This is a genomic window from uncultured Thiodictyon sp. (assembly GCA_903837595.1).
GTDB lineage: Bacteria > Pseudomonadota > Gammaproteobacteria > Chromatiales > Chromatiaceae > Thiodictyon.
Map to the genome: position 1 here is coordinate 1 of CAILVI010000394.1, position 23,731 is coordinate 23,731.

A 23,731-nucleotide genomic window follows, 5' to 3' on the forward strand; every position below is an offset into this window, starting at 1 on the left:
GCCTGAGGGCATCTCGCTGACCGCCCACAACGCGCTCGTGCGTTGTGGATAACTTGTGGGCAACCTGTTGGCACCCGGTGGGCTTTTTTGTCGAAATTGCTTGACAGGGGCGCTCAGGGCGTTACGTTAGGCACAGACGACGAACGGATGTCGCAACTGAATCTAATCGGTGCAGCAGGAGAGTACTATGTGTGCGCTGAGCTTTGCCGTCAGGGCGTTTTGGCAGTACTGACTCCCAAGAACAACCCCTTGTTCGATGTCATTGCGACTGCCCCTGATGGTTTGAGTAGTGTCACGATTCAAGTAAAGACAAGGTCAGTCAAGAATAAGCTCGGCTGGAAGCTCGGAGTCGATATAGCAAACCCGGATAAGTCTAAAGGCCAGTTTGTCGTCTTAGTTAATCTTCACGAAAAGCAGCTTCCAGATTTTTATGTTTATACATGTGAAGATCTGGCTACACGCGTCTCAGCAATTTATGAAAATTACATCTCCACACCTAAGAGAGACGGAACCCCTAGAAAAGCAGTGGCCTTTAGGTGGTTTGACGAGATATCGTTCGCGCCAGATGATCACGCAAGGAAGAACGACTGGTCAGTAATCCGCAAGGTATTGAATTTAATATAATGGAAAAGGTAGCTCCCCGCGATTCTGCGAACGCCCACTTTAGCCTGCAAACCACGGTAACGGTCTGATGGGAAAAGCAGAGAAATTGCTCAAGTCTGTACTGGCCGGAACATCTGATGCAAATATTTATTTCCAGGATTTATGCAGTCTTCTGAAGCGGCTTGGATTCGCTGAGCGCGTCCGCGGAGATCATTTCATATTCACAAGGCCAGACATCGAAGAAATTTTGAATCTGCAACCGATTGGTTCTAAGGCAAAGCCTTATCAAGTCAAGCAGGTTCGCGGCGTCATCCTCAAATACAAGCTTGGTGAGTCCGATGTCAGCTAAATATGAAATTATCATCTACTGGAGCGCAGAGGATAGCGCATATATTGCCGAAGTTCCTGAGTTGCCGGGGTGCATGGCGGACGGCAATAGCTATAGGAAGGCTTTAGAAAACGCCGAAATTGTTATACAGGAGTGGATAGAGACGGCTTGCGAACTCGGGCGGACTATACCGGAACCGCGGGGAAGACTAATGTATGCCTAACCTTTGGCTAAAAAGCGAGCGCGAGCCACAGGCGTCGTGCTAATTCGCAAGTTCACAAAGGGCGCGCGCCGCTTTAGCCTGCACGTTCGGCGGAAGGAGGAAGCGACATGAACAAGTTCTGTCAGAGCTGTGGCATGCCGATGAAGAAAGACCCCAAGAACGGCGGGACGAATGCAGACGGCAGCAAGAGCACGGAGTACTGTAGTTACTGCTACGTGAACGGCGCCTTCACCTCTCCCGAAATCGATACCCCGCAGACGATGCAGAAGTTCTGCATCGGCAAGCTCAAGGAGATGGGAATGCCCGGATTCGTCGCATGGTTCTTCACAAGGAACATTCCAAGGCTGAAACGCTGGGCACCGAAATGAAACATCGAAGCAGCCGTTTCAATAGAAAGGACACGACATGATCGCAAACATGCTGTCTCCATGCATCGCAACCGAGAAGGTCGAAGAATCTCGTGATTTCTATGTGAAGCATTTCGGGGCCAAGGTTTCGTTTGACTGCGGATGGTACGTGAACATGCAGGTCGGTAAGGAGACATCCGAGTTGCAGTTCATGGCACGTCGGGAGTCGGGGCCTCCCGCATGCAACCCAGCGGGCCTGATGTACAACTTCTCGGTCGATGACGTGGATGCAGAGCACGCCCGCCTCACGGCGGCCGGCCTCACACCGGTCATGCCACTTGAAGATCACCCATGGGGTGACCGGGGATGCGCCATACTCGACCCAAGCGGTGTCACGCTCTACATCTATTCAGACCGTGAACCCACAGAGGAATTCAAGCAGTTCTATAAGGACTGACAAGCCGAACAACGGAAAACGGGGACCGGAAAACGGGGGCGGACAACGATTTCTTGCATTATTCCCCAGTTCGCGACTGTTTTTCGCTGGTTTCCCGTCATCGCAACCGGTTGTTTCTTCCAGACTGGGACCTTAGGTCAGTGCCATTCGGGCCAGGCCCGGGTTCTTTTCCCGGAAACCAAGAGCCGGCGGCCTCAAGAGCGAGGGCGCGCCACAGCCGTCGTGCCAATTCGCACGGTCATCAGTGGCGCGCGTCGGTTTGGGCTGGCGTTATCGCGCCGAACGAAGCTTGGCGTCTATTGCGGGGTGAAAGTCCCCGTCGGGTAAGTGCTCGCTACCCACCCGTATCGAGTATGGGTCCTGCTGCGCCGTGGCGTAAGTCGCGAGCAACAATTGCAGGGAAAGCGTACACGGAGAATTCTGAGGGCCGTGGGGAACATCGCGTTCCCTGATGTGCTGGTACAGCGTCGACATCCCGTAAGCTCTTCGACACCCATTGTAAAGAGGTAGCGTTATGTGCATTCAATCGAGCGTCGGAAAAGGTTGCACGAATTCGCACAGGGATGTAATTATTATCCAGTGCGCACTCAGTTACTTCTGGCGCGGTATACCTTATCGTGCCGTCCCGATCAGTGGGAAATGCGACATTGATACAGTGAATGGTATCATCGACTATCAAACACGCATCCAGAGGATGTCAAGCCCGGACGGCAAGATTTCCCCAAATGGCAACACGATCAAATCGCTGTACGATAACATCCCCAGCAGATTCGATTTATATTCGCTCAGGGCAATCATGGTCGGTGGCAGTTGGGAAACGGTCAACACGTTTTTCAAACATGTCGTCACCACGATGGAAACCCGCTCGATCAACACACCGTTGCGGCGCGCCCATTTTTTGGCGCAGTTAGGGCATGAAAGTGGCAGTTTCCGATATACCGAGGAGATCGCCAGCGGTGCTGCCTACGAAGGCCGCAAGGATTTGGGCAACACAGAAAAGGGCGACGGCCAGCGATTCAAAGGGCGGGGTCTGATTCAGCTTACCGGGCGAGCGAATTATACGGCGTATGGCAATGCAATCAGCCAGAATTTGACTGTCGATGGCAACTGGACGAAGGTCTCGACCGACCCTGTCCTTGCAGCCGATGCGGCGGGGTGGTTCTGGGAAACGCACAATCTCAATACGGTGGCAGATACCGACGATATCAAGAAGATTACGCGTGTTGTCAATGGCGGATCTAACGGTCTTGCCGATCGCCAAGACTATTTGAAACGCGCGAAATGGTTCCTCGTATATCCGTGATTTGGTGTTGCTCCGCGCCTGACCGCGTGGGGACCATTAAAGGAGTGGCTATGGAGCAATTGTATCGCATCGTATTCTCCGGGGATCTGGCGCCCGGGAAGCGCGCCGAGGAGGTCATCAAGGCGTTCTCGGCACGCTTTCAGGTGAGTGAGACACGCGCGCGGGACGTGATTCTCGCCAGCCAGCGCCTGGTCCTCAAGCACGACCTGGACCGTCGGCGCGCGGATCTCTATCGTGCGGCCTTGTTGGAAGCGGGGCTGGTGGTCGCGTTGGAGCCGCAGGACCCGCCGCCCGAGCGGCCGCTCCCGGTGACCCTGCCGCCGGGCATCGATGCCAGCCACAGCCGGAGCAACAGCCAAACGCTGGAGAGCGGCGCCGTCCAAGGCGAGCCGATCGCGAGCGAGATCGCCCAGGCGCCGGGCCTGAGCCCGTCCCCCGCCCCCCGCCCGAGCGGCGGCGGGGCGGGGATCTCCGACCCCGCTCGCTGTCCCAAGTGCGGCGCCGCCGCGGTCTCCTCGAGCAACGGCGTGTGCCAGTCCTGCGGGATCGTTGTGGAGCGCTATCTGGCGCGCCTTGCGGCAGAGCGCGACGGGGGCGCGGTCGACAACCCCTATGCCCCGTCGCGGGCGGACCTGACTCCGCCCAAGCGCCCCGAGCGCGGGGAGGTCCTCGCGCCGCGCGGGGTGCCGGCCGCCCATGCCTGGCGCTGGATCGGCGAGGGACGCCACGCCTTTGCGGAGGCGCGCGGACCTTGGATCGCCACCTGGCTCCTCTACGCGCTATTGAACGTCGTCAGCGGGATAGTCAACGCCGTGGCGGGGGTAGCCAGCCCGAGCGTGAGCCTCGCGGTCACGGTCGTGTCCGCGCTCCTGAGTCTGGCGGTCGGGCCGATCGTGACCGGCGGGCTCATGCTGGGGATGGAGAGCCGACGGCGCGACCGAGGCTTTAGGGTGGGGTTCGTGCTGGCGGGCTTCGCCGCGCACCCGGGACGGCTCGCCGTGCTGGGTTTGGTCTATCCCGTGCTGATCATGGTCCTGGCGGGCGCCACGGTGGCGCTCGGCTGGGGACTGCGCACGCTCATCGTGGGTCCGGGCATCGTTGAGACCGGGAGCGGGCTAGGGCCCCTCGGCACGGTCGTCATCGGGTCGCTGACGGTGCTCATGCTCGTGGGGCTGTTGGGGGTTGGGATGGCGTTGGCCTTCGCCCCGGCACTGGTGGCGGTGAACGACCGCACCGTCCGGCAGGCTCTGCTCGAGAGCTTTCAGGGGTGTTGGCGCAACCTGGTGGCCGGCCTGCTGTATTGGCCGAGCGTGGCCGTGCTCCTCTTGGCGGTGGCCGTGGGCCTCGCGCTCGTCTTGGTGATCGCTAAGGCGATGGTTCATGTCGTTGGGGCCATTGCCCTCATCCTGCAGATTCCGCTTGCGATCGGCATCGCGCTGGGATTGCCGGGATTCATGCTCGCCGTGGTGATCGGCTCCCAATACGCCGCCTATCGCGAGATCTTCTTCGGCGACCGTGGCGACTGATCGAAGAAAACCGGGGAATCCCGGTCAATAGCACGCAGGAGAATGGTTTCGCGCTCATTGCGATTCAACGCCCGACCGCGCTGCCCTTTACCAATCAGCGGCTTGAGCCTTAGCTGGCCGGCCAGTGAGTCAATGCCGCTGTTTTACCAGTCGGCCTTGTATGGACATACTCCAGGGCCTTGATCAGGCGAGTCCTGCCGTGCCGTTCGCCCGACCCCGTCGCGGCCTGGGGGCCGCTCCTATCGGGGTAGGAGTGGCCCCCAGGCCGCGACGAAGTCACGCGCGGGGTGGTACGCGGCATGAGTCCTGCCGGACCAAGGCGCTCGCCCCGTAACTCCAAGGCGCCCCACCCGGCCCGCCCGTCCCCCTATTGTGTAAACAAGTCGCAAAAGCCCAGCGGGCTTGCGCGACCGCGGTATCATGGGCGGTCTACTGCGGCGCCCGCCGTCGCCCTTCCCGGCATTACGAGGATTCCCCATGCCAGACCCCCAGTCAAACGCTCCGCAGCGGCCCAGTGTTGCCGCCCAGCTACATCTGAAGTGGCTGATCATCGCCGCCAAGTGGACCGGGCGGGCGCTCCGGCGCTTCGGCATCGGCCTGCTGGTCTTCGGGCGTGCCCTGTACGATCCGGCATTTGCCATCGCCTTCAACCGCGGATTCAGCGCGGGCGCGCCCGAGTCCCCGCCCCGGCAGCCGGCGACGCCGACGGTCACGCCCGCAGTAACGCCGGTCCCGCCCCCAGCGGCCCCGCCGGCGACCCTGCAGAAGGCCCCGCCGGACTCGGCCCTGCTTCTGCTCGGCCTGTTGCAGAAGGATGCGCGGCTGCTGGACTTCCTCCAGCAAGAGGTCGGCGACTATTCCGACCAGCAGGTGGGCGCCGCCGCTCGGGTGGTCCATCAGGGCTGCCGCCGGGTGCTCAAAGACTACCTGAGCATCGCCCCGGTGCGCACCGAGCCCGAGGGCGGCCGGGTCACCCTGCAGGCCGGCTTCGACCCCGAGGCGGTCCACCTGAGCGGCCAGTTGGTCGGTGGGCCGCCCTTCCGCGGCACCCTGGTCCACGGCGGCTGGCGGGCCACCGAGGTGCGCCTGCCCCAAGTGGCGAGCGGTCGTGATTTGAGCATCCTGGCGCCGGCGGAGGTCGAACTGTGAGCAAGGCCCGTTATTCCATCGGCATTGATCTGGGCACCACCCACTGTGCCCTGGCCTATATCGACTCGTGGGAGAGTGAGGGGGATAGCATCGTGGAGGCGGTCCTGCCCATCCCCCAACTCACCGCGCCAGGTGAGGTGATGGAGCGGGCGCTGTTGCCGTCCTTTCTCTATCTGCCCCACCCGGATGAATTCCGACCGGCCGACCTGACGCTGCCCTGGGCGAGCGACCCGGGCCGCATCGCCGGTGAAATGGCCCGCGCCCAGGGGGCCACGACTCCGATCCGGTTGGTCTCCAGCGCCAAGTCCTGGCTCTGTCACCCGGATCTCGACCGGCGCGCCGCTTTTCTCCCGGACGGCGCCCCGCCGGAGGTGTCCAAGGTCTCGCCCTTCGCGGCCAGCGTCCAGTATCTCGCGCACCTGCGCGAGGCCTGGAACGCGGCCCACCCGGCGGAGCCGCTGGAGGCGCAGGAGGTGACGGTGACGGTGCCGGCCTCCTTCGACCCGGCCGCCCGCGAATTGACCGCCGAGGCCGCCCGCGCCATCGGCATCGGCAATCTGGTCCTGCTGGAGGAGCCCCAGGCGGCGCTATACAGTTGGGTCAACGACAGCCATGGGGATTGGCGGACCCAGGCGCGGGTCGGGGACATCATCCTGGTGGTGGACGTCGGCGGCGGCACCACGGACCTGTCACTGATTGCGGTCACCGAGGAACAGGGGGCACTGGAGCTGACGCGCATCGCGGTCGGCGACCATATCCTCTTGGGCGGCGACAACATGGACCTGGCCCTGGCCCACTTGGTCCGGACCAAGCTCAAGGCCGATGGGGTGGAGCTCGACCGCTGGCAGTTCCAGGCCCTGACCTATGGCTGTCGGCAGGCGAAGGAGGCCCTGCTCGGGGACGCGCAACTGCAGGCGGTACCGGTGGTGGTGCCGAGCCGCGGTGCGCGCCTGATCGGCGGCAGCATCCGCACCGAACTGACCCAGGCGGAGGTGACGACGACCTTGATCGCCGGCTTCTTCCCGGAGGTCGCGGCCGACGCCCGGCCGCTGACCCGCGCCCGCGGTGCGCTGACCCAGGTCGGGCTGCCCTATGCCCAGGACCCGGCCGTCACCCGCCACCTGGCCGCCTTCCTCGCCCGTCAGGCCGATGCGACCGAGGATCTCAAAGGGTTCGCCGAACAGGTCGCGGGGCGCAGCTTCCTGCACCCCACTGCGATCCTCTTCAACGGTGGTGTCTTCAAGCCCACTGTCTTGCAGGACCGGGTCCTGCGGATCATTAACGCCTGGCTCGACGCCGAGCGGGCGCCGCCCGCGCGCTGCCTGGACGCCCGCGACCTGGATCTGGCCGTCGCCCGGGGTGCGGCCTTCTACGCCCATGTGCGCAACCACGGTGGGGTGCGGATCCGCGGCGGCACTTCCAATGCTTACTATGTCGGTATCGAGGCCGCGGTCCCGGCCATCCCCGGTCTGGACCCCGAGATCCATGCGCTCTGCCTGGTGCCCTTCGGTCTGGAGGAGGGGTCCGAGCCGGTCAGCCCGCCCCAGGAATTCGGGCTGGTGGTGGGCGAGCTGGTGCGCTTCCGCTTTTTCAGCTCCAATGTCCGCCGCGACGATCAGGTTGGCGACCTGCTGACCGACTGGCCCGCGGACGCGCTGTTGGAGCTCGAAGAGATCCAGACCGAACTCCCCGCCGAGGGTCGCCGGCGTGGCGAGGTGGTTCCGGTGCGGCTCCAGGCGCTGGTGAGCGAGGTTGGCACCTTGGAGTTGACGGCCATTCCCATTGCCGGCGGTGCGGAGCGCTGGAAGGTGGCCTTCAATACCCGCGGGAGCGAGTAGCCGAGGGTGGGATGCCGTTCCTCCGGCGGGAGCGGCGGACCGCCGCAATTGGGCCGAAAATTGCGGTAAGCGTGCCGCGAAACGTCAGTTCTCAGGCGACGAGGCACGAAGAACGCGAGCGCTTTTTCCTGGTGTTATCGGGCTTCCGGCACAGCTTGCACGCGAGCGAGCGTTCCGAATGAGCGTCAAGCGATTGGGCTCTGTTTTACGGTCCTCTCCTTCATTGCCCCTTGCGATACGCAAGATGTACCTGCCGCCCGTTACCAGTCATGTGGGGCCGCCACAAACTCAGGCAACCGTAAGAGGCCGCCCAACGCCAGAACCCCGAGTGTGATCCGTAGGGCCGTCAAGCCGCGATCTGTCGGGTTCAGCGGTCCCGCATATTTTTTTGGCTGCGCAAGAGTCTGCTCAAGCATTGCCGCAAAACCAATGGCCGAAAGGTCCGTGAAGCGAATAGCATAGCGGACGTGGAGATATGCAAAAACAATAGAAAATAGGGTTGTAGAAATAAATAATATAAACGTGATATCAGCGGCAGCGTTTAATTCATTCTGCCTTGTTCCGCGCTCCCTCCAGAAACGTCCCGCAAACAAAAACATGACTAGGAATCCAATGACATAGATATGTCCTACGAAAAATAAATTTCTTGCGGATTCAATGATCGATTTACCAATGAAAGTTGCATATTCCCGAGGATTTGATAAAACCGCCTGCGCGAATGACGATGGACTATTAAACGCTTCGGCGAAAGGCGTGCGGATGCCGGTTGACTGGATTCCCGAAAAATAGTCGTAATGATATTGAAACACCGCTAAGGCCCGCCCGCCTAGAGCGCCATCGCTACCGTGGAGGTACAGTGCCGGAGCGAGAAGTAATACCATCGTAAAGACGTAGGCAGAAAGCAGCGGCATATACTCAGAGCGTTGATAGCGCCAAGTGCAATATATCAGTACCAGCGTGCTGGCGGCCGACATGTCCACCTTGGCTAGCCCGAATAGCGCAAGCGCAATGCCAGCAAGAAGGAATCGCTGCCGAAATATCAGTAGCAAAAAAACATTAAAAAAAATAGCTCCAAGCAACTCGCTGGTTGGCTCAAGGAATTGCAATCCTAATGCGCCGATGCCGAGTAGAACCAAGGCGCCGACCACTTGATCTACTATCAGTGATCGGATGAGATAGAGTATGGAAAAAAACCATACAAACATCACTGTAAGCTTGATGTGCCAATTGAGAAATTCGGGTGACGGGTTAATTAAGAGTTTGTAGATGCCCACGACGCCCGTAGAACTGATAGCGCCTGACCACTGTAAGTGCGGGTATTGAAATACCCAATGACCGTCCACGCGATGCAGTCTTAGATCGGCGGAAATCAAGAACCCCTGATCCATTGGGTGTGGGGCGGGTGCGGCAGCTCCCTGAACAATCACTATGGCCGAAAAAACGACGACGATAAGCAGCGAAAACCACAGCAGTAAGGACTGATGTTCTCGCTGCCAATGTCTCATGCTCATCACGTAAGTTCCTGATCTGCTTTTGCGGCCGCAGCGGCCGCAAGTGTATTCCAATAACGGAGTTCCTGTCGCTGCTGCGAAATCGCCGCGACGCACTAGCGTGGCTAGTTTATCACATCTTGAGCGGCAATAGTCGGCCGGGCTAGTGACGCCGGCCCCCGGGGCGTCATGGGGTACTCCGGGTCGACGCTCTGGATTTCAGCGAGGGAACTCGCGCTGACGTTTCCTGCGCCTAATCGCCGGCCTTGATCATCTTGCCGCCTCGACCGTCGGTGGCCCATCGGCGCGCCCATGGGTTGGTCGGCACGATGATCGAGGTCGGGCGTTGGATCAATTCCGCGAGATGAGGTACCCGCCTTGCCCAGTATGCCCAAATGGTGCACCCGCTCGCTCGTGCGCCAGAAACCCCCCAGTCCAATCAATTGCTGCTGTGGGGGTCGGCAATGTCATTCGTGGCGCTGAACTCGGTAAGGGCACCGGCCCGGCTGTCGCCAATTGTGTTTGCCGGCAGTGATCATGATCATTCGCCCAAGCCATGCCTGGTGTCCCGGGTGGCGGTAGTGTCAGCGTGGCGCCTGGCCGCGATGATGATCGAAGTTCGGGGACTACACGGAATTCCCATACCCGCGACAGTCGGGCTTGAAGTGCGGATCATTCGCGCCAAGTATGTTAAGTAGATTCTGTATGGTCGGGCCGTCGAAGGGTAGACCGATGTGCCCCGTGTCGTCCGCCGGGCATTGGTCCTGGATGGTGATATTGCGCACGGCGTTGCCTTTGAGGAATGACTGGGTATAGGGCGTGATGATCAGGTCCTTGGCGGTAGCGATCACGACGTAGTTCGGGCCTGGTATCGTATCACCGTCGGCAAACAGCGCCGTTATGAAGGGTGATCCCGTCTCCTGTTGCATCACACTCGCAGTGGTGGCGGCCGTCGCCCAATTGAAGCCATTGATCAGTGAGGTTTTTTTCACCAGGGCCAGTAGGCCGCTGACGGAGGTGCCATGGTTGCTGGGCGCGAGCCCGATGAACGTGTGGACTTGCGGGGCGCCGCCGAGGCGCTTGATATAATAGTGCGGCAGCAGGCCGCCCTGGGAATGACCAACGATGTCGACCTGGGGGGCCTTGGTGGCGGCAAGTACCCGGTCGATGAAGGTCTTGAGCGCGCCGGCGGAGGCGGCGATGTCAGTGAGTGCGCCGGCGCGCTGGCCCAGCGAGAAGGCGTTGTGCCCATAGTTCAGTGCATAAACGCAATAACCTGCATTCTTAAGCCGGGGAGCCAGTGCCGCCCAGGTGAAGCCCATATTGACCATGGTGCCGTGGACGAGCACGACCGGGTACGGGTGTGCCGCGGTGGGCACGCAATTCCAGTCATTGGCACCAGGGACACGCTCGGGAGTGAAAGCGCTCGCCTGGGCGGCATCGGCCAGGGTGCCGATCGGCAGTTGGTCGGAGGCGGCGGCGGGGGCGGGTACCGACCAGCACAGGAGCGAGAGCAGCGCGTAGGCGAGGACACGGCGGGGGTGCGGCGGGTCCTGGGCGATCATCCCCGCATCAGGCGTAGCGTCTCTGGTTTGGATGTCTGCCTCCCGGTCGGGATGAGGAAAACCATTCACCGACACGGCGCGTGGGCAGGAGGCGACGGTCGCGCGGTTCAGTCGATTCATGAGCATCACTTGGCATTCACCTGCGGCTAAGAATTCTTGGGCGATGCCCCGAAGGCCAAAGGGACCGGCAGCCAGATGGTCGCCGGGTCTAATTGCCTACCTGAGCGAGGCGTCGCTGTTGCAGCAGTTCCAGGAGCGGGGCGGCCTTGTGCAAGGTCTCACGATATTCAGACTCGGCGTGCGAGTCCGCGACGATCCCGCCCCCGGCCCACAGCCGGGTAACCCCCGCGGAATGTACCAGGGTACGGATCGCGATATTGGTGTCCATGGCCCCATTGAAACCCAGATAGCCGATGGCCCCGCAATAGATGCCGCGGCGCTGCGGCTCCAACTCCTCAATGATCTCCATGGCCCGGTGCTTCGGTGCCCCGGTGATGGAACCGCCGGGGAAGCAGGCGCGTAGCAGGTCGAGCGCGCCGCGGCCCGCGGTGAGGCGTCCGCGGACCGTGCTGACCAGGTGATGGACGCGCGCAAAGGACTCGACCGCGAACAGTTCGGGCACCTCAATGCTGCCGATGGCACAGACCCGACCCAGGTCATTGCGCAGCAGGTCGACGATCATCAGATTCTCTGCCCGGTCCTTGGGGCTCGCGCGCAGCTCATCGGCGAGCCGCCGGTCCGCGCTCGGATCAGCCCCGCGGGGCCGGGTGCCCTTGATGGGCTTGGTCTCGACCTGGCCGTCGCGCGCCCGCAGGAAGCGCTCCGGGGACGAGCACAACACCTGGCAGTCGGGGGTGCTCAGGTAGGCAGCGTAGGGAGCGGGGTTCATGACCCGTAGGTCCAGATAGGCGTCCCAGGGGTCTCCTTGGGCCGGTACCGCGAAGCGCTGGGCCAGGTTGACCTGATAGCAGTCCCCCTCCCGCAAATAGTGCTGGATGCGGGCGATGGCATCGCAGTATTGGCGGTGGCTCATGTTGGGTCGCACCCGGTCCAGGACACGGAAGGGTGCTCGCGGCCGGCCCAGGCGGCGGCCCGCGAGTGCCTGCGCGAACAGCCCCTGGTAGTCGGCGGCCGCGGCGGCGTCCCGGGCGACCAGCCGGGTACGCCGGGCCTCATGATCCACGACCAGCGTCCAGTCATAGATGCCGATCGCCAAATCCGGGGTGTCCTCGGCGTTCGCCGTCCGGTTCGGCAGGCGTTCCAGGCGGCGCGCCAGGTCATAGGCGAACCAGCCGATGGCCCCGCCGCTGAAGGGTAGGTCCGGGATGGCGGGGGCGACCGGTCCCAGGGCCTCGCGTAGCAGTTCGAAGGGGTCGGCGAGTGAGGTTCGCACGCCGGTCGCCGTGCGGATCTCGGTCCGCGGCCCGCGGGTGACCAGGGTCTCGCGCGGGTCCGCGCTCAGTATGTCGTAACGCCCCTGGGTGCAGCGCGGTCGCCCGCTGTCCAGGAAGACCGGCCAGGGACGATCGAGCAGGGCCGCGCACAGCGGGGCGCTGTCCGGGTAATAGGGCAGCTCCAAGACCTGGGGCGGGTAGGACGGCGTCATCTTGGTCGACGATTGGGTTGGTATGACGCAGCGTCGCCGGTCAGTGGAACTCGCGCTTGCGGTACTTCCATACTTACGTACCTTCTGGGTAAGGCCCCACCCGTTCACCACTCGGGAGTGGGCGCCTCAAGTGCCCACTTCCGAGCAAGGCTTAGCGGTGCGGGGCGAAGGGGTGCTTGGCGGTGGCCCTGCGCTTCTCAACCTCGGCGACCGTGGGCTCACCGGTGATGGCGCGCTTGATCGCCTCCTTGGTGGCCGCGTAGTTGTTTTCCTGGATCTTGGCGTCGTTCTCGGCCTGCCAGTGGATGAAGACGCCGACACAGATGAAGATGTCGTCCACCTCGTCGGCCGGGATGGTGCCATCCGCCACACAGTCGGCCACCGCCATGGCCACGCCGCGCTGGGCGGAGCCGAACATCTGCTTCGCCTGCTTCGGCCCCTTGATGGTGACCTTGTTGAACATCAGCGTGTTAGGTTTGCAGGGCAGGTTGGGTGCGACCACCGCGAGCAGGCTGGTGAAGCCGTCTTTGTTGTTCACCAGTGCGTTGCAGAAGGCGGTCTCAACGGCGGAGCCACGCGGCCCCATGATCAGGTCGATGTGGGCGACCTCGTTGTGGTCGCCGACCGCTGATTCCCCGACCAGGGTCTTGTTGATCTTTGCCATCGTGTTTTCTCCTATCGAGTTCAGGTTTTGCAGAAAAAATCAACCGGGCCAATCGTTACAGCCCGGTAGTGGAAATGCGACGGGGATGCACCGCGGATCATGACGCGGGTTGCAGGCGCTGCAGTCTGGGGATCAGCAGACAGGCGACCGTCAGGTCCGCCATGGTACCGGGGTTGATGCCGGCGTTCTTGAGGTCCCGATCGAACGCCAGGAGCGCCGCGCGATGAGGCTGCGGGCGCGCCGCCTGGTTGAGGGCGGCGGCCAGTGGCGCGGCCCGCCGGCTGACCGCGAGCGCTTGATGCTGCCCCAGTTTACGGGCGATGTGCGTATCCGGGAAGCGCCCCAGAAAATCCAGGTAGAGACCGACGGCGGCCCAGGCCGGGTCCTGCCAGCGCATCTGCAGCCGCTCGAGCAGAGGGACAGCCCGTTCAAACAGGTCTTTGAAGCATTCAGCGTATTGGCGGGCGATCAGGTCGCGGTGGGCGGCCACGGCCATCACCTCGAGTGGCGTCGCCGTGGCCGGCTCGGCCACGTCGTGCCGTGCCGACTCCCCCAGCCCGGCGGGGGCGGCGAGCCGGATGGCCCGGTTGAACCACTGCGTGTCCGTTCGCTCGGCCGTTCGCAGCACCGCCGCCAGACGGGCGCGCAGCCCTCCCGGCACCTCCGGGTCCAGGGCGGCCTGGAGTAAGGGGGCGCAGAGCAGAATGATCCCCAGATTGGTGTTGCAACCCACCGCCTCCCGGGTGGCGGCCACCGCGCGGTAGACCCGTTCCCCGAGACCCAGCCCGGGCGCGGTCAGGGGGGGCGCGCTGACCTCGGCACTCAACAGAAAGTCGGCCACCGTCATCCCGTGTCCGGCGGACTCACGGTGGACATTCCCGGGCTTGAATGCGTCCAGCTCCAAGGCACAGGCCTCCCGGTAGGCGGCGGCGATCAACCCCCGTCGTTGCCCGGCGGCGTCGTCGCTGCGTGTCGCGGCGCTCCGTGGCATGGTGTCAGGCCACAATCTGGGCGCCCAGATTTCGCCCGGCCGTGATGCGGTAACGCAGGGGTGACGACTCGCCGAAACGTGCCTTGAGCCCCCGTTCCAACCAGCGTGCCTGCGCCTCGTCCCCCGCCAGGATAAAGCCGGTAGGACCCCAGGACGACTGACCGTTGCCCGGGAACCCCTCAGTGGTCGCCCAGGCCAGGGCGGCGCTCACCGTCGGGGAGGTGAAACAGCCGCCCTGGACCGGCGCAAAATGGGTACCGACCGCGCGCTGGATCTCACCGATCGCCTCCGCCACCGGGGCCAGCCGCCCATCCAGCAGGCCCGGCACCAGCTGCATCAGGAGCAGGCGACACAGGCGCCCGGCGGTCGCTGCGGGAAACTCCGGCAACTGCGCGAAGGCGCGCGACTCGGGCTCCCCGTGCAGCCCCTGCGCCTGCCGATCCAGCAGCAACAGGACCCGCCAAGCTGCCGGGAAGGGCAGCCGCATCACCACCGGCGGCACCTCCGGCAGGTCGCCGCGCCCGCAATCGCAGATGAAGCCGCCCTCCTCGAAGGCGCCGATGCCGATTCCCGAGCGCTGGCCCCGCCCTAGCAGCTGGGCGATCCCACGGCAGTCCGTTGGCCGGCCCGCGGTGGCCGGGTCGAGCAGGCGCTCCAGTGCGGTCCCCACCGCCAGGGCCATCTGGGTCCCGGAGCCCAGGCCGGCATGGTCGGGGATCGCCGCACTCAATTGGATGCATGCCCCGCCCGTCAGTCCCCGTGCCGCGGCGAAGGCGCGGGCAAAGGCGAGCGCCCGTTCGGCCCCCGGCCCCGTGGCGCTGAAGGTGTCCGCGCGCTGCGCCCGCAGGCGGGTGGCAAAGGCATCGATCGTCAGCCCCAGGCTGCCGAACTGCCGGCCCAGGCCCCCGTTCAGGTCCAGAAACCCCAGGTGCAGCCGGGCCGGGGCGTCCACATGGATCAATGGGGCAGGGGGGCTGGTCATATGGTGGAGGGGTCGCTACTGAAAGAACCGAAGGATGCCGGGTGTTAGATTATGCGGCAACGCAGCAATTTCCAGGGCCTGCCGCGAGCGAATTTTCTTCGATCCAGTGTCTCGCCGCCCGGCGCCGCCTGGCCCCGCCGGCGCCGGTCATTGACAGGACGGTTGCCTGATTGCACACTTCCGACGATGTTCAAATGCCTCTGGAGCCGAGATATAACAATGCCAAATCGCAGGATCGGTGGTGGTTTCCGGATGGCCGGCGCGGCGCTGCTGGCGGTCTCGCTGTGCGCCCTGGCGGGCTGCGGCCCGAACGGGTTCGCCCGGGATTCAGTGGTCGAGGACAAGGGCTCGGAGGCCTTTCTCGACCGGATACAAAAGAACTGTGCAAAGCTCTCGGTCGGCGATTCGCCGATCAATTTCCTGCTCAGTACGGCCAGTAATGACGTGACCTTTGTCGATATGACCAGCAAGCTCTATCTCGGTCAGTTCTCACGCAAGGATTACACCGACGGGATCAACGCCTTCTACGCCACCGGCACCAATCAGCCGGCGCTGGATTGCATCTTCAAGCAACAGTGACCAGATAGAAGGTCGCGGCTGCACCGCGACAGTCAGGCGGGGACCCGCTGGGAGCGGCTTCAGCCGCGACGCGCGCTTGCAAGTGGCGCGGCTAAAGCCGCTCCCACGGGGGGCTTTCATCTTCCGGGGCGGTGTGTCTCGCGTGGCCGTTTACCCGACTCTGATCTTCTCTCCATACCCGGTCATCTCCAGATACCCCCGCCCGACCTCCCGGCCGTTTTCAGTCACCCGCACCGCGCCTTCCCAATAGACGGCGCCGGTGGATCGCCGGCTGTCCAGTTCCTGATCGTCCATGAGCGGTTGGAGCAAAAAGCGCCGCTCGCCGATGCGTACCCGCCATTCGACCGGGTAGTCGATACCGGTGCGCGGTGAGCGCCAGTGACGCAGTTGCTCAAAGGCGACGGCGTCCGGCGCCAGCGCCCGGGCCACGCCCCCGGCCGGTTTGAGGGTGGCGGCGGACCAGATCGGCGCGCCGTCAGTGCCGCGCATCCGGAAGGCCATCAATGCGCTTCCGTCATTGAGATTCACGCCGATCCAATCCCAGCCTTTGGCGCCTTGCGGTAGGTATTCACTCGACCACTCATGATCCAGCCACGCGAGACCGGTCACGGCCTGCACCCGGCCATCCAGCGTCACGGTGCCGTTCACCTTGAGTTGCGGACGGCTGTAGTAATAGCTCGCGTCACGCGGGCCTGGCCCCTTGGCGCTGAACCCGGCGGCGCCATTGAGCAGCGGCGGCCCATCCGGGACCAGGGAGAGCGAATAGCCGAAGCCTTCGCCCCGGACCTCTGCCTGATAGCGGTCGTCGACCTGTTCGAATCGCCAGTCGCCCACCCACACCTTGGTGTGACCTGACTCGAATCCGGCGCGCCCGAGTGCGACCCGGGCGGCGCGTTCGTCATGACGCAGACGCCCCAGGCGCGGGTCGGCGATGGCCGCGTGCGCGAGGATCAATTGGCGCGGGGCGAAGGTGCTCGGGTTCTGTTCACCCAGGCCGCTGCGTACGCGGAAAAAGGTGGTCTGGAAGCCTAGCGGGCTGCCGTCCGGCAGGGCCAGCCAGCCGGTGGCATACCACCACTCGGTGCGAAACCCGGGGTGGGCGCCGTGATCGGCCGGAAAGGTCAGGGTCCGGCCGGGCAGCACCGGGTCGAAGACGACCGGCGGGGCCGGGTCCAGCTCCGGGTCGGATTGCGCGGCCGCGATCCGCCAGACCGGCAGGCTCGCCAAGGCGAGGAGGCAGGTGCGCCTATGCATCACCAATCCTCCCGCACCGCCAGCACGGCGTCTTGCCGCATCGCCTGACGCCCGGCCAGCACCGCGGCCAGGGCCGCCAGTGCGATCAGGCCGCCGGCGAACCAGGCGAGTGACCCCCAGGGGACGTGCAGGTCCATGCTCCAGTGGAAGCTCTGCCGGTTGACGACCTCGATCAGCACCAGCCCGATGGCCCCGCCGAGCAGGAGCCCGCCGAGCACCCCGACCCCGGCCGCCAAGGCGCCCTCCTGGGCGAGCATCCAACCGATCTGGCGACGCGTCAGCCCCAGATGGCGCAGCATCCCAAATTCGCGCCGCCGCGCCGCCGCCAGGGCCGCAAAGCTGGCCGCCACACCCGCGAGCCCGATCCCCACCGCGACCGCCTCCAGCAGATAGGTGACGGCAAAAGTGCGGTCGAAGATGCGCAGCGTGATGCCGCGGATAAAGGCTGGGTTGGTGACCTCCAGCGCGCCCGGTTGCGCGGTGGCTTTGAGCGCGTCGGCCACCTGATCGGCCACGGCCCCGGGGGCGAGGAAGATGCCGGCGTGGCTCGCGAGCCGATCGCCGGTGAGCCGGCGGTAGTCCGTGAGGTCGATCATCGCCGACCCGGTCTGGCGCGCATAGTCCCGCCAGACGCCGGCTACGTGCAGCGCGACCTGCCGCCCGGCGAGCGGCACCTCCACCGACTGACCGGCCCGCCAACCGTAGAGGTCGGCCACCGCCTCGGAGATCCAGATCGCCGGTGCGCCGCCGGTGGGCCGCGCCGCGCCGACCAGGGGCAATTCGTGCCCGTCGCCCGAGATTGGCCGGGCCATCAGGGCCACCGGTGCCCGCCCCGGGGCCAGGCGCAGGCTGTCCTCGCGCGTGAAGCGGATTTCACGCACACCGGGCACGGCCTTGATCCGTTCCTGCTGGGCTTCGTCCAGAAAGCCGGCGCTGCTGATCTTGCCGACCCGCAGATAGAGCTCCGCGGGCAGGATCTGGCCCAGCCACGCGTCGACCGAATCGCGGAAGGAGGCGACCATGATCGCCATGGCCGCCGCCAGCGCGACGCTGACCAGCACCCCGGCCGCCGCCACCACCGCGTGACCCGGTGCGGCGGTGAGGCGCGCCGCGGCGAGCCGGGCCGGCACCGGGCCGCCGCGGGGCAACAGCCGGGCGACCCCGGCGGCCAAGAGCGGCAACAGCAGTACGCCCCCCGCCAGCAGGCAATTGACGGCCAGGTAGCCGCCGATCGGCAGCCCGTTGACGGGGGTAATCCAACAGGCGGCGAGCCCTGCCGCCAGTATCGCGAACCCCAGCCGGGGATGCCCGTGTCCGCCGAGCAAGGCGGCCTCATCGCCCGCCTTCAGGGCCTGGGCCGGCGACACGGTGGCGGCCTCGCGCGCCGGCAGAAAGGCGCCGGCCGCGCCGGCCAGCACGCCGAGCGCGACATACATGGCCGTTGCCACTGGGCGAAATTGGAGTCGCGGCGTGAGCCCGGAAAAATACCCGGCGCCCAGATCGCCGCCCAGCACGGTCAGCATCCCCCAGGCGAGCCCATGGCCGACGGCCACGCCGACCAGGCCCCCGGCCAACCCGATCAGCGCGCCCTCCGCCAGCAGCCACGCAAAGAGGCTGCGGCGCGAGAGGCCAATCGCGCGCAGAAAGGCGAACTCGGTACGGCGGCGCACCACCGAGAGTGCCTGGGCCGAGAAGACCAGGAAGCCCCCGGTCACCAGCGCGATGGCCGCCAGCATCGTGAGATTGACCCGGTAGGCGCGCGACAGGTTGGCCGCCTGATTCTCCGCCGCCGCCGGCGCCTCGATCAGCACCCCGGCCGGCAGGATGGCCTGCAACGCGACCCGCGCCGCCGTCGGTTCGACTCCCTCGGTCAACCGCAGATCGATGCGCGTGAGCCGCCCAAGCTTGGCGAAGCGCTCCTGCACGGCGGCGATGTCCATCACCGCCAGGCGGCGGTTCTCCGCGGCCCCCGGCAGGTCGCCGGCGATCCGTAACTTCAGTGACTGGCTGCCCGCGTGCAGCCGCAGCGGCTCCCCGGGCTTCACCCCGAGCGCCGTCTGCGCCGCCGCACTCAGAAAGACCCTGTCCTCTTCCAGAATGGCGAAGCGTCCGTCGCCATCGGTCGCGCCGGAGTCTGAGCCTGACCCGGTGTCCGCCGGCCGGGGCAGCAATGCCGGGGTCACCCGCGCCAGTGCAAAGACATCGACCCCCAGCAGTTGCAGTGTGTCCAGACTCCCGACCAGTTGTGTCTCCACCTCGACCACCGGACTCGCGGCAGCAACCTCGGGTCGGGCCGCGAGCAGAGCATACAGGCCCTCCTCGAAGCCGCCGCGCGGTCCCTCCACCTGCAGGTCGGCGTCGCCGGCCATGGCGCGCAGGCCGCGGCCGAATTCAGTGAGCGCGGCCTCGTGGACCGCCTGTACCGCCATGCCCAGCGCGACGCCCAGCACGATGGCGGCAAAGGAGAACAGGGTCGCCACCCGTCGTCGGGCGAGCGACCCGAAAAAGACCGGCGCCAGGGTCATTCGTGCAGTCCCGCGGCCGTCAGATGCAGGACGCGATCGGCCGTCTTGGCCCCCTCCAGCGAATGGGTCACCAGGATACCGATCGCGCCGGCCCCGCGGATGCGCTCGGCCAGCAGTGCGAGCACCGTGGCGGCGTTGGCCGGGTCCAGGTTGCCGGTCGGCTCGTCGGCCAGTACCAGCCGCGGGCCGTGGGCCAGTGCGCGGGCAATCGCCACCCGCTGCATCTCCCCGCCCGAGAGTTCCCGCGGCCAACTGGCGGCGCGGTTGCCCAGGCCCACGGCCTCCAGCAGTTGCTGCGCCGGCCCATCGGCCGCCGCGCCGCTCAAGCCCTTGAGCCACAAGGGCAGGGCGACGTTCTGGCGCACCGTCAGATGGGGCAGCACATGGAAGGCTTGGAAAACGAAGCCCAGCTTGTCCCGGCGCAGGTGGGTCAGGGCGTCCTCGCTCAGGTCCGCATAGTGGGCGCCGTCGAGTGCCAGCTGTCCGCTGTCGGGTCGGTCCAGGCCGGCGATCAGGTTGAGCAGGGTGGACTTACCCACGCCGGACTCACCGACAATGGCCACATATTCACCCGGGTGCAGGCGCAGGCAGATGTCCTGTAGCACGCGGCGGCCGTTGAACTGGCGGGAGAGGTTGGTGATTTCGAGCATAGGGCGTCAGCGAGAGCGGTTGCCGGTCGGTGTCACTTCCCTTGATGTGGGGACGATCCGGCGGCCAGGAAGGCACGCGGCGTAGGGCTCGCGCTCCGGACTGATGGCCGCCGTTCAGATCCAGATGCTCCAGCGTCGCGTGGGAACGAGAATATCGACGCCGCTTGCCTGTATCCGCAATGACCAACCAATGAGGGCTTCATAATGACTAACGAGCTGGTGATCCGCAACATGACCCGTCCCGAGGTGGGCGAGCTGGTCGAATGGGCCGCGCGGGAGGGTTGGAATCCCGGCCGGCATGATTCCGAGCTGTTCTGGGCCACCGATCCTGACGCCTTCATCGCCGCGGAGCGCGACGGCGTCCTGATTGGCGGCGGCGCCATCACCTCCTACCAGGGTGAATTTGGGTTTATGGGCTTCTTCATCGTCCGGCCGGAGTTTCGCGGCCAGGGGCTCGGCAATACCCTCTGGCACGCGCGCCGCGAGCGCCTGCTGGCACGGTTGCGCCCGGGTGCGAGCATCGGCATGGACGGCGTCTTCGCGATGCAGGACTACTACGCCAAGGGCGGCTTCGCCTTCTCCCATCGCGACATCCGTTTTCGCGCCGACATCCCCGACCATCCAGCCACCGTGCTGGTTGGCAACGAAGAGATTGTCCCGCTCGCCGAGGTGGCGTTCGCGCAGGTGCTCGACTACGACTGCACCTGCTTCCCCGCCCCACGCCCGGCCTTCCTGGCCGGTTGGCTTGCCCAACCCGACGCCCTTGCTCTTGGCTGCCTGCGCGATGGTAAACTGAGCGGATACGGCGTGGTCCGCCGTTGTCGAGCGGGCTGCAAGATCGGCCCCTTGTTCGCGCACGACACGCCAGCCGCGATGGCACTTTACGCCCACCTGGCAGGATTCGCCGCCGGCGGACCGCTGTTCCTCGACGCGCCGGAAAACAACCCCGCCGCGCTTGCGCTCGTGCAGCAACACCAAATGATCGAGGTCTTCGGCTGCGCGCGGATGTATCTGGGTCCGCCGCCGGTCCTCGCGCACCAGCGCATCTTCGGCGTCACGACCTTCGAGCTGGGCTAGGGGCCGACGCGACTTCATTGGCTAAGGGGCGCGCGGCGCAATTCATGCTTAAGCGTCGAGTGAGACGACGAAGATCTGAATAGATGAGGGATGGAGAAATGGTGAGCAGAAGAAAAATTCATCAGGTCCGGCGGTCGGCTCAGTGGGTGTTGGCGGCCTTCGTGCTGGTCTCGTCGGTTGCACTGGGCGCCCGCACGTCGGACGAGCTCTACAATGCCGCATTGCGCGGCGATCTGACCCGGGTCCAGCAGATGCTTACCGCGGGTACACCGATCAATGCGCCCGGGCGCTTGGGGGCGACTGCGCTCATGGCCGCAGCGTTGAACGGTAACCGCGACCTCGTGCAGGCACTGCTCGAGCGGGGTGCCGATGTCAATGCCCGCAGCGATGAGGGCGAGACGGCGTTGATGTTCGCCGCGGATCGACGTGATCGCGCCATCGTCCAGGCCCTCCTCGAAAAGGGGGCCGATGTCAACCTCAGGACCAAAGACGGGGAGACGGCGCTGACCTTGGCCACGGACCATGGCGACCGCCAGATCGTCGCGCTGTTGCTCGCTAAGGGGGCCGGTGACGCGAAGCCAGCAGCCGCCCCCGGCAACCCGGCGGCCGAGATGATGGCCGCGGCGGCGAGTGGCGACCTGGCACAGGTCGAGCGCCTCATGGCATCCGGTGTCCCGGTCACTAGCAAACGGCGCAACGGGAGTACGCCCTTGATGGTCGCCGCGGCCAACGGTCGCGGAGAGGTTGCTGTACGATTGATCGCTGCCGGCGCCCAGGTGAATGCCCAGGGCAAGAGCGGTGCTACACCATTAATGATCGCGTCCGAAAACGGCCACTTGGAGGTCGTGCAGCTGCTGCTTGGCAAGGGCGCCAATGCGAATGCGAAGACCAGGGACCGGCTGACCGCTTTGCTGCTGGCTGCGCAGAACGGTCATCTTGAGGTGGTACAGGCACTGCTTGGGGCGAGGGTGGATGTCAATGCCAAGTCAACGGACGGCCGGGCCGCATTGAGCGCCGCCGCTGCCAAGGGGTACCGCGAGATCGTGCAGGCACTGCTCGAGAAGGGTGCGGACCCTAATGCCAGGGCGCTGGACGGCGCCACCGTGTTGATCGTGGCCGCGCAGAATCGCCGCGGTGAGGTCGTGGAGCTATTGCTCGAGCGCCGTGCCGATGTCAATGCCATGACCTGGGACGGGCGCAGCGCGTTGCTCGCGGCCGCGGCGCAGGACTACCGAGAGGTCGTACTGATCTTGATCGAGAAGGGTGCCGACCTCAATGCCAAGGGCAAGGATGGGGTAACCGCATTGATCCTGGCCGCGCAGGGCGGGCACCGTGGAGTTGTGCTGGTACTGCTTGAGCAGGGCGCCGAGGTCAATGCCAAGACGAAGGACGGCGCAACCGCATTGATGCTGGGCGCGCAGTTGGGTCACGGCGAGATCGTGCGGGCGTTGCTCGATAAGGGCGCCGAGATCAATGCGACAAATCGTGACGGTGTGACCGCATTGTTGTTGGCCGCGCAGAATGGCCATCGCGGGGTCGTGCGGACGCTGCTCGAGCGGGGCGCCGATGTGAATGCCAGCGCGACGGATGGCCAGAGTGCGTTAACGAATGGCGTGGAGAGCGGCAATCTCGCGGTCGTGCAGTTGTTGATTGCCCATGGCGCCGATGTCAATGTGCGGCGACGCGACCGGCAGACCGGGTTGTCGCTGGCCACCAAGCAGGGCGGCAATCAGGATATCGTGCAGGCACTGCTTCAGGCGGGTGCGAAATAGCATTCTGGTCGGGGTGAGGTTCGCGAGAAGGGCGTCGCGTGCGGCATGATCACCGGTGCCCTTCGCGCGAAAGCGCGCCCGCGCGCTACCAAACCATGGAGAAAAGACCAGGGATATTATGGCTCATTGTCCACAAAATCCCTTTCTGAGATGGCCAGCCCTGACAACACGACCGTCTCGCGCAGGTAGCGGCCACTGGCCACGATTTCGGCAATGAAGTCAGCGAGATCGACCCGGCTGATTGTCCGCTTGCGACGGTCGCCCGCCGGGCTGGCCAGCCAGCGCCCGGTGGCGGCGCCGTCGGTCAGGCCCACCGGCTGGACTAGTGTCCAGTCCAGGCCGCTCGCCTTGACCAGCTGCTCCTGCCGCTCCTTGTCGGCCAACTGCTCGCGCAGCTGAAGCGCGTGAAACCACAGCCGGTACAATCGCGACAACCGCTCGCGCGTGTCACCGACGCCGTAGGCCGTGATGCAGACCAAGCGCGCGACCGAGGCCGCCGCCATCGCGGCGATCACGTTGGCCGTGCCGACCTCGCAGATGTTGGGCGGGGTGTTTCGTTTGACTCCCAGTTTCGCCCCCAGCTTCAGAACAACGGGGTTGAGGGAATCACCCAGACTGACCACCACCGCGTCTTGACCGGCCACGGCGCGCGCCACATCGGCAGGGTTCAGGGCATCGCCCACGATCGCGGCAATCCCCTCATGCGCTGGGATTTTCTCCCGATTGCGTCCAAAGGCGGTCACCTGATGTCCCGCGGCCAGCAGGGTCAGAGCGACCGCGCGTCCGGCCTTGCCGGTCGCGC

22 protein-coding genes are annotated in these 23,731 nt (G+C 64.9%); 12 read left to right on the plus strand and 10 right to left on the minus strand.

The genetic code is table 11. The features are described 5' to 3' along the window. The first annotated feature begins 147 nt into the window (after positions 1–147). The 9 genes from QZY44_RS23600 (at position 148) to QZY44_RS23640 (ending at position 7,774) form a co-directional block, all read left to right on the plus strand. The gene (locus QZY44_RS23600; RefSeq protein ID WP_295453681.1) at positions 148–624 is read left to right on the plus strand and encodes a hypothetical protein; all 477 of its coding nucleotides are present in this window, start codon (positions 148–150) and stop codon (positions 622–624) included. A 67-nt stretch (positions 625–691) separates the two neighbouring features. Continuing rightward, complete coding sequence (locus QZY44_RS23605) at positions 692–952, plus strand: type II toxin-antitoxin system HicA family toxin (protein ID WP_295453685.1); 261 nt, start codon at positions 692–694, stop codon at positions 950–952. Continuing rightward, positions 942–1,154 (plus strand): type II toxin-antitoxin system HicB family antitoxin, encoded by a 213-nt coding sequence (locus tag QZY44_RS23610; RefSeq protein ID WP_295453688.1) that lies wholly within the window; start codon positions 942–944, stop codon positions 1,152–1,154. Before QZY44_RS23605 ends, QZY44_RS23610 begins: the two co-directional genes overlap by 11 nt. 107 nt (positions 1,155–1,261) lie before the next feature. Then, positions 1,262–1,522 carry a zinc ribbon domain-containing protein gene (locus QZY44_RS23615; protein WP_295453690.1) on the plus strand — a complete coding sequence of 87 codons (261 nt, stop codon included), beginning with the start codon at positions 1,262–1,264 and terminating at the stop codon, positions 1,520–1,522. Positions 1,523–1,559: 37 nt separating this feature from the next. Further along, complete coding sequence (locus tag QZY44_RS23620) at positions 1,560–1,958, plus strand: VOC family protein (RefSeq protein WP_295453694.1); 399 nt, start codon at positions 1,560–1,562, stop codon at positions 1,956–1,958. A 655-nt stretch (positions 1,959–2,613) separates the two neighbouring features. Then, complete coding sequence (locus tag QZY44_RS23625; protein ID WP_295453697.1) at positions 2,614–3,261, plus strand: glycoside hydrolase family 19 protein; 648 nt, start codon at positions 2,614–2,616, stop codon at positions 3,259–3,261. 50 nt (positions 3,262–3,311) lie between these two features. After that, positions 3,312–4,787 carry a hypothetical protein gene (locus tag QZY44_RS23630; protein WP_295453699.1) on the plus strand — a complete coding sequence of 492 codons (1,476 nt, stop codon included), beginning with the start codon at positions 3,312–3,314 and terminating at the stop codon, positions 4,785–4,787. 477 nt (positions 4,788–5,264) lie between these two features. Further along, on the plus strand, positions 5,265–5,936 hold the full coding sequence (locus tag QZY44_RS23635; protein ID WP_295453702.1) for a DUF2760 domain-containing protein: 672 nt from the start codon (positions 5,265–5,267) through the stop codon (positions 5,934–5,936). Beyond that, complete coding sequence (locus tag QZY44_RS23640) at positions 5,933–7,774, plus strand: Hsp70 family protein (protein ID WP_295453705.1); 1,842 nt, start codon at positions 5,933–5,935, stop codon at positions 7,772–7,774. The genes QZY44_RS23635 and QZY44_RS23640 overlap by 4 nt, the downstream gene beginning before the upstream one ends. A 260-nt stretch (positions 7,775–8,034) precedes the next feature. Here QZY44_RS23640 and QZY44_RS23645 read toward each other — a convergent pair whose 3' ends face one another. The 6 genes from QZY44_RS23645 to QZY44_RS23670 form a co-directional block, all read right to left on the minus strand. Next, on the minus strand, positions 8,035–9,285 hold the full coding sequence (locus QZY44_RS23645) for a hypothetical protein (protein ID WP_295453709.1): 1,251 nt from the start codon (positions 9,283–9,285) through the stop codon (positions 8,035–8,037). 605 nt (positions 9,286–9,890) lie between these two features. Further along, the gene (locus tag QZY44_RS23650; RefSeq protein ID WP_295453714.1) at positions 9,891–10,949 is read right to left on the minus strand and encodes an alpha/beta fold hydrolase; all 1,059 of its coding nucleotides are present in this window, start codon (positions 10,947–10,949) and stop codon (positions 9,891–9,893) included. A gap of 88 nt (positions 10,950–11,037) precedes the next feature. Then, positions 11,038–12,435, minus strand: a complete 1,398-nt coding sequence (pabB, locus tag QZY44_RS23655) for an aminodeoxychorismate synthase component I (RefSeq protein WP_295453717.1) — start codon at positions 12,433–12,435, stop codon at positions 11,038–11,040. Between the two features lie 151 nt (positions 12,436–12,586). Continuing rightward, positions 12,587–13,099: a formaldehyde-activating enzyme gene (gene fae / locus QZY44_RS23660; RefSeq protein WP_295453720.1), complete on the minus strand. Its 513-nt coding sequence runs from the start codon at positions 13,097–13,099 to the stop codon at positions 12,587–12,589. Between the two features lie 97 nt (positions 13,100–13,196). Beyond that, complete coding sequence (locus QZY44_RS23665; RefSeq protein WP_295453723.1) at positions 13,197–14,090, minus strand: triphosphoribosyl-dephospho-CoA synthase; 894 nt, start codon at positions 14,088–14,090, stop codon at positions 13,197–13,199. A gap of 4 nt (positions 14,091–14,094) precedes the next feature. Continuing rightward, the gene (locus QZY44_RS23670) at positions 14,095–15,072 is read right to left on the minus strand and encodes a beta-ribofuranosylaminobenzene 5'-phosphate synthase family protein (RefSeq protein WP_295453726.1); all 978 of its coding nucleotides are present in this window, start codon (positions 15,070–15,072) and stop codon (positions 14,095–14,097) included. 219 nt (positions 15,073–15,291) lie between these two features. On the opposite strand from QZY44_RS23670, the gene QZY44_RS23675 reads away from it, so the two are divergent. Then, positions 15,292–15,651 carry a hypothetical protein gene (locus QZY44_RS23675; RefSeq protein ID WP_295453729.1) on the plus strand — a complete coding sequence of 120 codons (360 nt, stop codon included), beginning with the start codon at positions 15,292–15,294 and terminating at the stop codon, positions 15,649–15,651. 150 nt (positions 15,652–15,801) lie between these two features. On the opposite strand, the gene QZY44_RS23680 is transcribed toward QZY44_RS23675, so the two are convergent. The 3 genes from QZY44_RS23680 to QZY44_RS23690 are packed head-to-tail and all read right to left on the minus strand — an operon-like array spanning position 15,802 to position 20,080. Continuing rightward, complete coding sequence (locus tag QZY44_RS23680; RefSeq protein WP_295453734.1) at positions 15,802–16,905, minus strand: lipocalin-like domain-containing protein; 1,104 nt, start codon at positions 16,903–16,905, stop codon at positions 15,802–15,804. Then, positions 16,905–19,430: an FtsX-like permease family protein gene (locus QZY44_RS23685; protein WP_295453737.1), complete on the minus strand. Its 2,526-nt coding sequence runs from the start codon at positions 19,428–19,430 to the stop codon at positions 16,905–16,907. The genes QZY44_RS23680 and QZY44_RS23685 overlap by 1 nt, the downstream gene beginning before the upstream one ends. Beyond that, positions 19,427–20,080, minus strand: coding sequence for an ABC transporter ATP-binding protein (locus tag QZY44_RS23690; RefSeq protein WP_295453740.1), 654 nt, complete (start codon positions 20,078–20,080; stop codon positions 19,427–19,429). Before QZY44_RS23690 ends, QZY44_RS23685 begins: the two co-directional genes overlap by 4 nt. A gap of 231 nt (positions 20,081–20,311) precedes the next feature. Between QZY44_RS23690 and QZY44_RS23695 the strand changes: the two genes are divergently transcribed. Continuing rightward, positions 20,312–21,157, plus strand: coding sequence for a GNAT family N-acetyltransferase (locus tag QZY44_RS23695; protein WP_295453744.1), 846 nt, complete (start codon positions 20,312–20,314; stop codon positions 21,155–21,157). 101 nt (positions 21,158–21,258) lie between these two features. Continuing rightward, positions 21,259–22,929 carry an ankyrin repeat domain-containing protein gene (locus QZY44_RS23700; RefSeq protein ID WP_295453746.1) on the plus strand — a complete coding sequence of 557 codons (1,671 nt, stop codon included), beginning with the start codon at positions 21,259–21,261 and terminating at the stop codon, positions 22,927–22,929. Between the two features lie 116 nt (positions 22,930–23,045). Here the strand turns inward: QZY44_RS23700 and QZY44_RS23705 are convergent. Continuing rightward, positions 23,046–23,731, minus strand: a 686-nt coding sequence (locus QZY44_RS23705) for an NAD(P)-binding oxidoreductase (RefSeq protein WP_295453749.1), incomplete at its 5' end; no start/stop codon positions are given.